The organism is Robertkochia aurantiaca (assembly GCF_020166495.1).
Lineage (GTDB): Bacteria > Bacteroidota > Bacteroidia > Flavobacteriales > Flavobacteriaceae > Robertkochia > Robertkochia aurantiaca.
On sequence record NZ_JAINZS010000004.1, the window covers coordinates 411,637 to 425,567 of the forward strand.

The following is a 13,931-nucleotide window of genomic DNA, read 5'->3' on the forward strand; positions in this document are numbered from 1 at the left end:
TCATGAAAAATATATTTTTCACACTAATTGCACTTTTAAGCATCACAACACTGCAGGCACAGGTCGACCGTACCGTTGTACCTCAACCGGGCCCGGCACCAGAGATCAACCTAAAGTCACCGACAAGCTTTGAATTGCCTAACGGACTGAAGGTACTGATCATCGAAGATCATAAATTACCACGGGTAAGCTACTCGCTGACCCTTGACAACCCGCCCATAGCCGAAGGAGAGAAAACCGGAGTTTCAACGCTGACCAGCAGAATGCTCGGTCAGGGAACACAAACCATCTCAAAAGATGATTTCAACGAAGAGGTCGATTTTTTGGGAGCCAGAATTTCCATTGGTGTGAATTCTGCTTTCGCCACCGGGCTGTCTCGCTATTCAGACAGAATTCTGGAGCTCATGTCAGACGCAGCGATCAATCCAAACTTCAAGCCCGAGTACTTCGAAGATGAAAAGAAAAAGCTGATAGAAGGGCTGAAGACCTCCGAAAAAGATGTCTCCCAGATTTCGAACACCGTTTCAAACGCTCTGGCTTACGGGAAGGCTCATCCGAAGGGAGAGTTCGTAACCGAAGAAAGTGTCAATCGCGTAGCTTTAAATGATGTGATTGACTTTTACCAGGATCAATTTGCACCTTCGAAAGCTTATCTGGTAGTGGTGGGAGATGTCGAATATGAGGCTATAAAGAAAAAGATAACCGATGCTTTCAGTACCTGGAAAAAAGCATCTCCGCTTTCCCTCACCTATTCAAAACCCTCTGATGCACAATACCGGCAGATCAACTTTGTAGACATGCCCAATGCGGTGCAATCTGAGATCAAGGTGCAGAATCTGGTAGAACTGAAGATGTCTGACCCCGATTACTTCCCTGTAATCCTTGCCAATTATATACTCGGAGGCGGATCTGCCGGCCGACTTTTTAAAACCCTGCGTGAAGAAAAGGGATATACCTACGGCGCTTACTCGAGCATAGGAAACGACAAATACAACCCTTCGCTGTTTCGTGCGGGCGCGAGTGTGCGTAACGAAGTAACAGACAGTGCAGTGATCGCATTCCTGGAAGAGATAGATAATTTCATAGAAAAAGAAGTAAGCAACGAAGAGTTAAGAACCGCGAAAGCGAAGTATACAGGAAATTTCGTCATGGCACTCGAAGATTCAGAAACCATGGCTAACCTGGCGCTGAACATAGAGGTGAACGACCTTTCAAAAGATTTCTACCGCACTTATCTTGAACAGATCGATGCCGTGACACGTGAGGACATCTCCAGGGTAGCAAAAAAATACCTGAACCCGGGACAGATGCGAATCGTTGTGGTAGGAAAAGGAAGTGAAGTAATCCCGGACCTTGAAAAGCTCTCTTATAAGGGCAGAAACATCCCCATCTTCTATTATGATAAAAAAGCAAATAAAACAGATAAACCCGAATTTGGTTCAGATGTACCTGAAGGAGTTACCATCGGTACCGTATTGAATAATTATATCCAAGCAGTTGGCGGAAAGGCTAAGCTGGAAGACGTTGCATCGGTATTTATGACGGCAAAGGCCAGCATGCAGGGAATGAACCTGGACCTGGAAATAAAGAAAGCACAGGGCAAGTTCCTGGTAGACACAAAAATGCAGGGCAATTCACTTTCCAAGCAGGTGTTTACCGGAGACTCGGCGTTCGTTATAAGCCAGGGGCGCAAGCAGGCACTTCCAAAGGAAAGGGTTGAAGAAATGCGAAAAACCGCCATGCCGTTCCCTGAACTGGAATGGCTGGACTCCGACCAGGTAAGTCTGGAGGGAATCAGTAAGATCGGAGAACGCGACGCTTACGTTGTAAAGGTATCTGATAACCAGAATTACTATTACGACGTGGAAACAGGCCTGAAACTGCGCGAAGAATCCACTGTTAAAATGGGACAGCAAACGATGCTGCAACAATCGAACCTGAGCGATTATCAGGATGTAAAAGGAGTCATGTTCCCTTTTAAAATGACCCAGACTGTAGGTCCGCAGGAAATCGAGATGAATGTGGTCTACGTCAAAATCAATGAAGGCATAAGCGATTCAGATTTTCAATAAAATCAAATCACAAACCTTAAAAAGCCGGCCCTTGATGGTCGGCTTTTTTTGTTTTATGAAAGTACTAGCGTCCGCGATTTACCTGGTACACCCCGAAGAGGATCACGGCAGAGCCAAGAACCTGGACCATGGTGAAACGCTCCTGGTCTAAAAGACCCCAGAAGATACCCACCACCGGGATGAGATAGGTCACCTGGGTAGAAAAAACCGCCGAGGAAATCTGTACGAGTTTATTGAACATGATCTTGGCTATCCCGGTACCTACCACCGCCAAAAGCAGCACATACAACAGGGAAGGGATAAAATCAGGAGAGCTCGTTACCTGGGGATCTGAAATTCCACTGAAGAATAAAATAATACAAGCCGGGATCACCATAAGGGCAAAGGTTCCCACTGCGATAGCCATCGCAGATACATTCTGAAGCCGTGATTTGATAATATTGGCATTTGCCGCATAAAGAATGGCTGCCGTAACCACCAAAAGAGCATAGAAGTAGTTCTGTCCGGGATTCACCCTTGAACCCTGCAGGATAAGGATAAGTGCTCCGGCCAGGCCAAGCAGCACCCCTATGAGCTGACTCTTGCTGAAACGAATTCCAAATATTACAAAACCGATCATAATCGTGAACAAGGGCACCAGAGAATTTAAAACCGATGCAATACTGCTGTCGATCTCAGTCTCTGCAAAAGCGAAGAGAAAGACGGGTAGAAATGTGCCGCAGAGAGCAGAGAGTGCGATCCATCTCCAGTCGGTCTTACTAAGCCCCCGAATCGAACGAAACCCGATGATAAAAAGGAATACCGTTGAAAACAGTATTCGTACACTTCCAAGCTGCAAGGGTGACAGACCTTGCAAACCTTTTTTGATCAAAATATAGGAACTCCCCCAAACCAGGGAAAGTATGATCAGATATATCCACTTTTTCTTTTCTTCTTCCATAGCAGTATTCAGCCTGCAAAAATCCTGATTTTTTTATCAATAACCTTTCCTGTGGTATTGTTTTATTCTATACCCCATTGCCGTCTTGCTTATTCCCTCGCCGTAAAAACAGGTTATGATCATTCAATCTTTCCATAGACTATTAAACCATGTACCCTTTCAAAAAAGAGACCCTTTGGTGCAATTAGGCCTGAGACAAAATCTAAAGCATGATTATGATGTATCTTTACACAAAACCGATGAACTCATGAGACATCTGATCATACTTTTCGTTATTCTATTTGTTTTTGGATGTAAAGAACAAGAATCCAACACCTCACAGGGACCTTCCCAAATGCAGCAGGTAATGACGATACACGATGAGGTAATGCCCAAGATGGGCACCATAGGAAGCCTTGTAGCCGAATTAAAACCCATAAGCGATACCATTGCAGATCCGGAACCCTACAACACTGCCATTAAAGATCTGCAGGATGCCCATCAGTCTATGATGGACTGGATGAGAGGTTTCGGCGAAAGATTCGATTCAGAAGAGATCATGAAAGGCAAAGAACTAAGTCAGCAAAAAAAGGAATGGCTGGACGAGGAAGAGGAAAAGGTTAAGGCTTTGAAAACTCAGATCAACTCCAGTATCGAACAAGCTCAAAATCTTCTGGATCAAACGAACTCACCAGATTAAAAACCTTCAGAAAACCAAGATCGGTGTACATCCAAAACCCGGCTCCTGTTTATTTTTCCTGCCAGCGCAGGGACTCCATGATCTTTCTGATATCATTTTCAAGGTAGATCGCGGCAGGAAATACCGAATCATAATTGGGTTTACTATTGAAGTACAGACTTCCGGTCAGGAAATGTCTGGTGCTGTCGGTAACATAAAACTGAGACTGAGAAGCAGCATCACCCCTGAGCTCATAGAACATGCCATATACCCGATCATCTTCATTGATAAAAGGTTGTTCGGTAATATTATCGGCCTTCACCACATGCTCATAAGTTAACTTCTGAGCATCGTTTAATAGGGCATTAAGGTTGTTATCAACCTCTTTATAAGTAATAAAAATACTGGCATTCATGGCGGGGTACTGCAGCACCAGGGAGCAGTCTCTCTGCCCGTCTACCTGTGCCCGGCTGTTCTTTTCAAAACGGTAAGGGCAGTCAATATCCAGGCTTTCATATGAGGCAGACTCATACTCGAGCCTTAATAACCCTTTAGGTTTCGGAGTAGGCTCTTCCCGGCATGAAGCCACTAAAAACAACGAGATCAGTATAAACAGTGAATTTCTCATATGGGATTCAGGGTCACTTTAATTTGTTTAATTCGCTTTTTATCGAGGGCTTCGACCACAAAGGTCACATTATTAAACACGATCTTTTCACCCTTTCTGGGAAAGTTCCGTGCGATCTCCAGCACAAAGCCGGCTATGGTTTCAGATTCTCCCTTATTTTCTTCAAAAGCTGAGTAATCATCAAGCTTGATCACCCGGTAAAAATCTTTCAGTGCCGTTTTACCTTCAAAAACGAAATTTCGTTCATCGAGCTTGGAAAAGATGAGGTCTTCAACATCAAACTCGTCGCTGATGTCACCCACGATCTCCTCGATGATATCTTCAAGCGTAACCAGGCCAGACGTTCCTCCGTATTCATCGACCACGATGGCCAGGTGATTTTTCATCTCCTGGAACTCCCGCAACAGGTCATCGAGCTTTTTATTTTCAGGCACAAAATAAGGCGGACGCTTTAATGAAACCCAATCAAGCGTTTTCCGATCCAGGTAAGGTAACAGGTCTTTTACATAAAGCACTCCTGTGACATGATCCATATTCTCACTGAAAACCGGAACGCGTGAATACCCGTTCGCAACGACTTCTTCAAGTACTTCAGGGTACTTCATCTCCTCATTAAGGGCAAAAATATCGATACGCGGCCGCATGACCTGCTTCGTATCGGTATTCCCAAAGGAGACGATCCCTTGCAGGATCTTCTTCTCCTCCTTGGTGGTATCTTCTTCAGAGGTGAGTTCAAGAGCATGTGAAAGCTGATCAACAGAGATATTCGCCTTTTGCTTTCCCAGGTGCTCATGAAGGTAAAGCGTCACCGAGCGCATGGGCATGCTGAGCGGATACAAAATCTTATCCAGCACATTCAGCGGGTGTGCCATCATCAATGAAAACTTGATCTTGTTCCTGCTTGCATATATCTTCGGAAGTATTTCACCGAAAAGCAATATCAATGATGTTGCCACCACTACTTCCAGTAAGAATCTGAGATCAAAGAAACCGATGGTCATCTGAAGACCTCCAAAGATAAATTCACTCAGGGAACTAAAAAGGAGTACAATGGCAATATTTATAAAGTTGTTGGCGACCAGGATGGTGGCAAGCAGCTTTTTCGGCTTTTCCAGCAGCCTTGCGATAATATCACCCTTGACTGCATCTGTATTCTTTGACTCGAGTATATCTGAAGGAGACAGCGAGAAAAGTGCAACCTCGGCACCAGAGACAAGGGCTGAACATCCCAGCAAAATCAAAAGCACGATCAGCTTGAGGACATTAGCGGTTTCGTAGGACAGAAATAAGGACAATAAACTCGCGGGATCAGGGTCCAATAGCGAAATATTTAATTAAACATGTATTAAAATGGTAGATCGTCGTCGTCTTCAGTTTCCTGTTGCCGTGGTTGTGGAGCCGGTCTTTTCATATCGTTCTGCGCTGACTGATTTCCACTTTGTGCACCTGACTGCGGTGCCGGGTTATTCGAGAGAAAGGTAAAATCTGTCACCTGAATCTCTGTAGTATACCGATTGTTTCCATCTTCCCCTTGCCACTGACGTGTCTTGATCCTTCCTTCCACATAGATCTTATCACCTTTCTTCAGGTACTTTTCACAAACCTCTGCCGCCTTATTACGCACCACTATATTATGCCATTCGGTATGTGTTACCTTTTCACCGGTCTGTCTGTTTGTATAGCTTTCATTGGTCGCCAAAGGAAAATTCCCCACACAATTACCGCCATCGAAGTACTTTAGTTTAACATCATCTCCGAGATGGCCGATCAACATAACTTTATTCAATGTTCCACTCATTTTTCCTTTGTTTATTTAACGTTTACAGGTGGTCATAAATGTATTTAAAAATTACTCAATCTAAAAATCTAATTCCCTGACAAAATTCGCAACCAGCACAGGCATGGGATACTCGTTGACCTTTTCTCTATCAACCGCCTTTTCAAGGGGAGAGTTGCAGTGTATGATCCAGAACCGTGTATGTATATGCTGATGTGATAATTTATGGATCAATGCCTCTTCATGGTAAGGCTCCATAATGAAGTCGTCGTCGGGGAGAATGGAAGATTCTCTGATCTTCTCCTGAAGTTCTTCACGCTCTGCCGGACCGGAGGTTTCGATCAGAGGAAACTCATACATGTTTTTCCATATATCGTTACCCGTGCGCTGTTGCAGGATCACCTTATTATCATACAGGGCTACCAGGTAATTAAAAAAACGACGTTTCACCTTATTCTTTTTGGTCTTCACAGGCAGGTCTGATACCCGGTCGGTCTGAAAAGCCACACACTCCTTACTCAAAGGACAATTCTCGCAATCGGGATTAGCGGGAACACACTGCAGGGCCCCGAACTCCATGATAGCCTGGTTATGGGTGGCCGGATCATTCTTGTCGAGCACTTCGGCGGCCTTCCCGGCAAAGAGCTTTTTCCCTGCCGTACTGTTCACAGGAAGATCAATTCCAAAGTATCTGGCCAGTACCCGGTAGACATTACCATCTACCACCGCCACAGGTTCGTTATAGCAGAAGGAGGCTATGGCATGCGCCGTGTACTCGCCCACCCCTTTCAGGCCCTTGAGTCCGGCCGCTGTACCGGGAAAATCCCCGTTCATTTCATGAGAGACCTGTCGAGCCGCATGATGCAGGTTTCTGGCTCTGGAGTAATACCCCAACCCCTGCCAAAGCTTAAGCACCTGCTCTTCTTCGGCTTCAGCCAGCGAATGCACATCAGGAAAATGGCTGATAAACCGTTCATAATAAGGCAAACCCTGAGCCACACGCGTTTGTTGAAGAATAATTTCAGACAACCATATTTTATAAGGATCAGATGACTGGCGCCATGGTAAATTACGCTTATTATCTGAATACCAGTTTTTTATAATTGGTGAAAAAGCCATATATTGGTGTGATTTTAGAACTTGAAGCAACTATATATGGTTAAATTTTAATCAATTACAGTTTATAAATTGATTATTTAATTTATATATTTGCAACCCCTAAATTATAACACTTAAACAAGATACGAAAATGACTAAAGCAGACCTTGTAGCTAAGATTTCAGAAAAGCTTGGTATGGAAAAAGGAGATGTACAGGCAACTGTTGAATCTTTTATGGAAGAAGTGAAGAATTCACTTGAGAGTGGCGACAATGTTTACCTGAGAGGTTTTGGAAGTTTCATCATCAAAACCAGAGCAGAGAAAACAGGCCGTAACATCTCTAAGAATACTACTATTAAGATTCCTGCTCACAATATCCCGGCATTTAAACCTGCCAAGGTATTTGTAGAGGGCGTTAAGACCAGTGTAGAAGTTAAGTAGATTTATTAATAAAAATTGATTTTAAATGCCTAGTGGTAAAAAAAGAAAAAGACATAAGGTAGCAACGCACAAGCGCAAGAAGCGCAGACGAGCTAACCGCCACAAGAAAAAGTAGTTAGACAACTACTTTTTCTTTTTTGGCCCTTTTGGGCCTTTTATCGTTCTTTGAAATAGGGATATAGCTAAGTATATCCTGCCGGGGTTAATAACCAATAAACCTGTCAAAAAAACCATGATGCGCCCTTTATCAGGTCGTATCCAACTATTGTTTAATCCATCAGCCAATTTTCCTGAGGGAAAACTGGCAGATATAAATTCATTCAGAGTGAATAAAGAATTAATCGTAAGATCTGGTTCCTCTGACGTTGATTTTGCCATATTAAAGGATGGAAAGCTTATTGAATTGCATAAGGAAGAAGACAGCAATGATTTTTCTGTAGGCGATATCATGCTTGCAAAAATCAGAAAGCCCGTCTCAGGACTGAATGCCGCTTTTGTGAACGTCGGTTATGAAAAAGATGCATTTCTGCATTATCATGACCTGGGTCCGCAACTGTCTACCCTACTAAAATTCGTTAAGCGTGTAAGCACAGGTAAACTAAAAGATTTCTCTTTAAAAAACTTCCCATTTGAAAAAGATATAGACAAAAATGGGGTCATCAACGATGTGTTGAAGGCCAACCAGTCTATATTAGTGCAAATTGTAAAGGAGCCAATCTCAACCAAAGGTCCCAGAATCAGTTCTGAGCTATCGATAGCCGGACGATTTCTGGTGCTGGTACCATTTTCTGACCGCATTTCGGTTTCACAGAAAATCGAAAGCAAAGAAGAAAAAGACCGGTTAAAAAGGCTTGTAATGAGCATCAAACCGAAAGGTTTTGGTGTTATCGTTCGTACAGTTGCCGAAGGCAAAAAAGTCGCCGAACTAGACAAAGACTTGAACAACTTGCTGAGCAAATGGACAGCATTGTGCAAAAAAATTTACAAGGGCTCTTATCCCTCTAAAGTACTCAGTGAACTAAACCGAGCCGCATCTATTTTAAGAGATGTATTTAACGACGAGTTCTCGGGGATTTATGTTGACGATGAGACCCTGTATTATCAAATCAAGGATTATTTGCAGCAAATAGCACCAGACAAAGAATCCATTGTTAAACTGTATGATTCTAACGTACCCATATTCGAGAAATACGGAGTAGAACGTCAGATAAAAACCTCATTCGGAAGAACAGTTTCAACCAGTAAGGGAGCCTACCTGGTCATCGAACACACCGAAGCGCTTCACGTTATAGACGTGAACTCGGGTAATCGATCGAACAAAGCTAAAACTCAGGAACAGACAGCTCTCGAAGTGAACCTGATCGCAGCCACCGAGGTAGCAAGACAACTCAGACTCAGAGATATGGGAGGCATCATCGTTGTAGATTTTATCGATATGTCTTCTGCTGATAACCGCAGAAAACTATACGATCACCTCCGCAACGAAATGAAAGATGACCGAGCCAAACATAAAATATTACCACCCTCTAAGTTTGGACTCATACAGATCACCAGACAACGCGTAAGACCGGAAATGAGCATCAAAACGCGGGAAGAAAATCCCAACGGCTCAGGGGAGATAGAAGCTCCCATTGTACTGATCAACAAGATCACCGCAGATCTGGAACGTATTGTTTCAAATAAAGGGCATAAGAACGGTATAGTGCTTAATACGCACCCGTTTATCGCCGCATATATTACCAAAGGATTTCCATCCGTGCGTTCTAAATGGTTTTTAGAACACAAAAAATGGGTAAAAGTTTTACCAAGAGATGCTTACACATATTTAGAATACCGTTTTAAAGACAAAGACGGAAAAGTATTAAAATAAAAAAACCACGCCAGTCGGCGTGGTTTTTTTGTTTATAGTCATTTCATTATTCAGTGGCATAGCCCGGATTCTGAACCAGTGCAGGATGTGTCTGCAACTCGTTACGTGGAATGGGAAGAATCTTTCTGAAATCTTCTGTAAGACCAAGAACTTCACCGGTCAGGTCGTAACGTACCAGGTCAAAGAAACGGTGACCTTCAAAATTCAGTTCAGCACGTCTTTCCTGCTGCATAGCAGCGATGTAATCATCCATGGTAGCAAATACTCCAAGAGGTAACAATCCGGCTCTTTCTCTGAGCACATTCAGATCATCTGTACCAGCGTTAGGATCATTCGAGCTCATAACCGCAGCTTCTGAACGAATGAGATACATCTCAGCCAAACGCAACACCTTAGCGTTGTTAGCGTTGGTATTGTCAAGATATTTAGCCGTACGGTCACGACTTCTGTCAACGACGAAAAGATCGGCACGTGCATCACCTTCCTCGAAGGAAACAAGAAGATCAGGGTCTACATTATACTCATCTCTACGAATGGTGTAGGTATTGAAATCACTCTGATCCTGGTCGTTGAACTCAAGATCGAAGATCGACTCAGAGGTCACATCGGTAGTGAAATAAACATCAGCTACATCGGGAACAAGGCTGAAAGGCCCCTCGGTAATCACCCTGTTGGCATCTGCGAAAGCCGCCTGGTAATCCATACGATAAAGGTTCACCCTTGCGCGCAGAGCCAGTGCTGCCCAGTAATTCATTCTTTCCTGGTCATCAAAGCCTTCCAGGAGCGAAATGGCCGTATTCAGATCTGTAAGGATCTGATTGTAGGTATCACTCACATTACTGCGCTCAAGGTTTGGTATCTGGTTAAAATCATTGTCAGGAATGGGTTCCAGCAACAATGGCAATCCGAACTGAGAAGTGGTATCATAAAACTCTCCGAAAGAACGCAGCAGGTCAAAATAAACCAGCGCTCTTACGGCATGAGCCTCCCCGTAGATCAGATCTCTGTCGAGAGCCGGATCATCTATATTATCGACACCATCGATCAGAAGGTTAGCCGAATTGATCACACGGTACATTTGCACCCATGCATCGGTTACCCAAAGGTTGGTGATCGGCACAGCTTGCTGATCGAACTCCAATTGAGAATCGTAGAATCCCTGAAAAACAGAATTATCTGCATACAGGTCGTTATTCAAGACGAATTCGGCCCCGTAATAGGCTATACTCTGCATTGAGGAGTAAGCTCCAAGCATGATCCCTTCAGCTGAAGCTGCATCTACCAGGGCATTATTGGCATCTAATGATGTCTGCGGTTCGGGCTCCAGCACGTCGCATGAAGCCAGCGAAATTAATCCTAAGACAGTTACTAATATTTTCTTCATGATATGTTATTCTTTTTATAGTCCAATGTTAAATCCAAGGCTCAAACTCTGCGACTGTGGCAGGGTTCCGAAGTCTGATCCGGCAACCAGTGGGTTTCTGGCATTCTGGTTAACTTCAGGATCAAAACCTGTGTAATTCGTAAGGGTCCAGAGATTCTGCCCCTGCAGGTAAATACGCAGACTTCTGAGTCCAACGCTTTCAATCACCTCCGGCTTAAAGTTGTAACCGAAATTGATCGTTTTCAAACGAAGGAAAGATCCGTCTTCCAACCATCGTGAAGAGTATTCTCTCCAGTTGATTCTTTCCAGGGAAGCTCGAGGGATGTCTGTAACATCACCAGGCTCTCTCCAACGATCTTCAACCCCGGTATAGTTATTACCATCAGGTAACGGGAAACCTGGTCCGATACGGCTCCAACCAAGGTTTTCATAGGTCGCCCGGCTATGGTTAAAGATATCATTTCCTACTGTAAACTGGAAGAACAGGTTCAGGTCAAATCCTTTATAGCTTAAGTTGTTATTCCACCCTCCGAAAAAGTCAGGCTGGGCATTACCAACGATCTGACGGTCTCCCGAGTTGATTGAACCGTCTCCGTTCAGGTCGTCCCAGATGATATTACCTGTCTGAGGATCCACCCCATCCTGATCGATAAGGAAGAAGGTACCTATAGGCTGTCCTTCAGCAAGAATGTGTGAATCGTTCAACACCTGGCGGTCAACAGCCAGTTTTTTCACTTCGTTCTCAATGAATGAAATGTTGAATGAAGAATTCCAGGAGAACTCACCATTTAAGATAGCACCTCTCAGAGCCATCTCAAGTCCGCGGTTTTCAACCTCTCCGATATTATCCAATACACTAGGGAATCCTGAGATACCGGGAATCAGTCTGCTCAGCAGCAGGTCGTCGGTGTTCTTGATAAAGTAATCAGCAGTAAAGCTTACCCTGTTATTGAACAAGCCAAGATCAAGACCTACGTCAAACTGGCTGGTGCTCTCCCAGCTCAGATTCGCATTGCTCAGCTGAGTAGGAACAAGGGCAGGTGTCTGACGGTATGCACCAATCCCGAACAATCCTCTGGAAGCAAAGTTCCCGATTCCGTCCTGGTTACCGGTAAGACCATAACTCACACGGAATTTCAGGTTAGAAACCGCGTCTACATCTTCCATGAATTTTTCGTTGCTCACTCTCCAGGCCAAAGATCCTGAAGGGAAGAAACCGAATTGGTTATTCTCACCGAAACGCGATGAACCATCGGCACGACCTGTAAGTGTTAGCAGGTAACGATCTGCGTAGCTATAGTTAAAACGGGCGTAATAAGAGGCCAGCCCCCACTCTGTACCGCTGGTAGAACCGGCAGTCACCTGAGACGCAACAGAAAGCTTTGTGAACTGATCACTTGGGAAGCCCTGAGCTGAGATAGAAGCAAAGTCTCTTGCTGAAGCCTGGTATGAAGCACCCACCACCCCGTTGAAGGTATGGTTCTTTCCAAAGGTGGTATCGTAGCTAAAGTAATTCTCTGTGATCCAGGTAAAATCCTGGGTTGAACCGTAGAAACCAAAACCATTGGCGTTGGCATTACGCGATTCTCTTGAAATTATCGGGGTATAAGCTTCATCGCTCAGACTTGTATAGTCGACAGACCATGATGATCTGAACTTAAGCCCTTCTGCCAGGGTGATCTCGGCGAAAATTGACCCAAGACCCCTTACAGTATTGGTGAATCGGCTATATTCGTTAGCGATCAATACCGGGTTATCAAGCATCCACCAACCGAAATAGTTGAATGGATCGGCATAACTTCCGTCTTCCTCATAAACCGGCATCAATGGATCAGCTGCCAGCGTATTAATTACGACCCCATAAAGCGAGTTATCATTGATAGTTCTGTCCTGAACAGTTTTGTTCACATTCAGACTTGAACCGAATTTCAACCATTCATTCGCCTGAACATCAAGATTGATACGTCCGCTGATACGCTCAAAACCTGTTCCGATCTGTGTACCTTCCTGGTTAAAGTAAGCGATTGAAGAGTAATATTTGATCTTCTCATTACCTCCTGAAATTCCAAGGTCATGACTTTGAATTGGTGCCGTTCTGAAGATGGCATCATACCAGTCTGTGTTTTGCAGGTTTGGATCATTAGGATCGTATCCCCAAAGATCACTCACATAATTTTCAGGGTAATTAGTACCCAGGTCACGGTTATCCTGTTGGGCGGCCTCGTTCATCAGGTTAAGGAACTCACTGGAGCTCTGCATCTCGATCACATTGGTAGGCTCCTGGAAACCGTAATAAGTATTGAAATCGATCTTAGGCGCACCTTCACGACCTCTTTTAGTAGTGATAAGCACCACCCCGTTAGCACCTCTTGAACCATAGATAGCGGTAGCAGATGCATCTTTCAGGATCTCGATCGAAGCAATATCGGCCGGGTTAATATCTGCCATAGAGTTGGTTCGCTGCCCTCCTGAGAATAGCCCGGAAAGATCTTCTGAGATCATGGGGATACCATCTACTACGTAAAGTGGTTCACTACTTGCTGTAAGCGAGGTGTTACCACGAATGTTGATGCTGATACCTGCACCGGGAGTTCCTGAAGGCGTACTAACAAACACCCCGGAAGCTCTTCCCTGAATGGCATTGTCAACACTTGCCACCGGCAGGCGAGCGATCTCATCTCCATCAACACTGGAAACCGCACCGGTCAGGTCACTCTTTTTCTGAGTACCATACCCCACGACGACCACTTCTTCGAGTGACTGGGAGTCGAGTTCCAACTGCACGTTGATCACCTCTTTATTTCCCACGTTCCTTTCGGTGGTCTTCATTCCCACATAAGAAAAAACGAGCACATCTTCTGCCTCTGCGGCAATGGTGTAATTCCCGTCAAAATCTGTTTGTGTTCCGGTAGTCGTTCCCTTGATCATGATGTTTGCTCCCGGCAGGGGCAAGCCATCCATATCAGTAACTTTTCCAGAGACGTTCTGCCCGATTGCCTGCGAAGTAAATCCCGCAAACAAAAAGGACATCATAAGAAAAATAAACGTTCTTTTCATTGTTA

At 44.4% G+C, this 13,931-nt stretch carries 11 protein-coding genes; 4 read left to right on the forward strand and 7 right to left on the reverse strand.

Annotation, left to right across the window (positions count from 1 at the left end; all coding sequences use genetic code 11):
* The first annotated feature begins 2 nt into the window (after positions 1–2).
* Positions 3–2,072: an insulinase family protein gene (locus K7R10_RS07685; RefSeq protein WP_224484097.1), complete on the forward strand. Its 2,070-nt coding sequence runs from the start codon at positions 3–5 to the stop codon at positions 2,070–2,072.
* A gap of 64 nt (positions 2,073–2,136) precedes the next feature.
* Here the strand turns inward: K7R10_RS07685 and K7R10_RS07690 are convergent, their stop codons facing one another.
* Positions 2,137–3,012, reverse strand: coding sequence for a DMT family transporter (locus K7R10_RS07690; RefSeq protein ID WP_224484098.1), 876 nt, complete (start codon positions 3,010–3,012; stop codon positions 2,137–2,139).
* A 247-nt stretch (positions 3,013–3,259) separates the two neighbouring features.
* Between K7R10_RS07690 and K7R10_RS07695 the strand changes: the two genes are divergently transcribed.
* A complete protein-coding gene (locus tag K7R10_RS07695; RefSeq protein ID WP_224484099.1) occupies positions 3,260–3,691 on the forward strand; it encodes a hypothetical protein in 432 nt (143 codons plus the stop codon).
* 49 nt (positions 3,692–3,740) lie between these two features.
* Here the strand turns inward: K7R10_RS07695 and gldD are convergent, their stop codons facing one another.
* The 4 genes from gldD to mutY are packed head-to-tail and all read right to left on the reverse strand — an operon-like array spanning position 3,741 to position 7,194.
* Entirely contained in the window at positions 3,741–4,298 is a 558-nt protein-coding gene (gene gldD / locus K7R10_RS07700; protein WP_224484100.1) for a gliding motility lipoprotein GldD, read from the reverse strand.
* Positions 4,295–5,617, reverse strand: a complete 1,323-nt coding sequence (locus tag K7R10_RS07705; RefSeq protein WP_224484101.1) for a gliding motility-associated protein GldE — start codon at positions 5,615–5,617, stop codon at positions 4,295–4,297. Before K7R10_RS07705 ends, gldD begins: the two co-directional genes overlap by 4 nt.
* A gap of 26 nt (positions 5,618–5,643) precedes the next feature.
* Complete coding sequence (locus K7R10_RS07710) at positions 5,644–6,096, reverse strand: single-stranded DNA-binding protein (RefSeq protein ID WP_224484102.1); 453 nt, start codon at positions 6,094–6,096, stop codon at positions 5,644–5,646.
* 60 nt (positions 6,097–6,156) lie between these two features.
* On the reverse strand, positions 6,157–7,194 hold the full coding sequence (gene mutY, locus K7R10_RS07715; protein ID WP_224484103.1) for an A/G-specific adenine glycosylase: 1,038 nt from the start codon (positions 7,192–7,194) through the stop codon (positions 6,157–6,159).
* A gap of 130 nt (positions 7,195–7,324) precedes the next feature.
* Here mutY and K7R10_RS07720 point away from each other — a divergent pair, with 130 nt between their 5' ends.
* Both K7R10_RS07720 and K7R10_RS07725 read left to right on the forward strand, forming a co-directional pair.
* On the forward strand, positions 7,325–7,615 hold the full coding sequence (locus K7R10_RS07720; protein WP_224484104.1) for an HU family DNA-binding protein: 291 nt from the start codon (positions 7,325–7,327) through the stop codon (positions 7,613–7,615).
* A gap of 325 nt (positions 7,616–7,940) precedes the next feature.
* Positions 7,941–9,485: an Rne/Rng family ribonuclease gene (locus K7R10_RS07725; protein ID WP_224484320.1), complete on the forward strand. Its 1,545-nt coding sequence runs from the start codon at positions 7,941–7,943 to the stop codon at positions 9,483–9,485.
* Positions 9,486–9,531: 46 nt separating this feature from the next.
* On the opposite strand, the gene K7R10_RS07730 is transcribed toward K7R10_RS07725, so the two are convergent.
* Positions 9,532–10,869, reverse strand: coding sequence for a RagB/SusD family nutrient uptake outer membrane protein (locus K7R10_RS07730; protein ID WP_224484105.1), 1,338 nt, complete (start codon positions 10,867–10,869; stop codon positions 9,532–9,534).
* Positions 10,870–10,884: 15 nt separating this feature from the next.
* Positions 10,885–13,926 carry a SusC/RagA family TonB-linked outer membrane protein gene (locus K7R10_RS07735; RefSeq protein ID WP_224484106.1) on the reverse strand — a complete coding sequence of 1,014 codons (3,042 nt, stop codon included), beginning with the start codon at positions 13,924–13,926 and terminating at the stop codon, positions 10,885–10,887.
* Positions 13,927–13,931 lie beyond the last annotated feature (5 nt).

Coding starts and splice junctions, on each gene's coding strand:
- mutY (WP_224484103.1), bottom strand. CDS start 7,194: ATGGCTTTTTCACCAATTATAAAAAACTGGTATTCAGATAATAAGCGT.
- K7R10_RS07690 (WP_224484098.1), bottom strand. CDS start 3,012: ATGGAAGAAGAAAAGAAAAAGTGGATATATCTGATCATACTTTCCCTG.
- K7R10_RS07730 (WP_224484105.1), bottom strand. CDS start 10,869: ATGAAGAAAATATTAGTAACTGTCTTAGGATTAATTTCGCTGGCTTCA.
- K7R10_RS07710 (WP_224484102.1), bottom strand. CDS start 6,096: ATGAGTGGAACATTGAATAAAGTTATGTTGATCGGCCATCTCGGAGAT.
- K7R10_RS07720 (WP_224484104.1), top strand. CDS start 7,325: ATGACTAAAGCAGACCTTGTAGCTAAGATTTCAGAAAAGCTTGGTATG.
- K7R10_RS07685 (WP_224484097.1), top strand. CDS start 3: ATGAAAAATATATTTTTCACACTAATTGCACTTTTAAGCATCACAACA.
- K7R10_RS07735 (WP_224484106.1), bottom strand. CDS start 13,926: ATGAAAAGAACGTTTATTTTTCTTATGATGTCCTTTTTGTTTGCGGGA.
- gldD (WP_224484100.1), bottom strand. CDS start 4,298: ATGAGAAATTCACTGTTTATACTGATCTCGTTGTTTTTAGTGGCTTCA.
- K7R10_RS07695 (WP_224484099.1), top strand. CDS start 3,260: ATGAGACATCTGATCATACTTTTCGTTATTCTATTTGTTTTTGGATGT.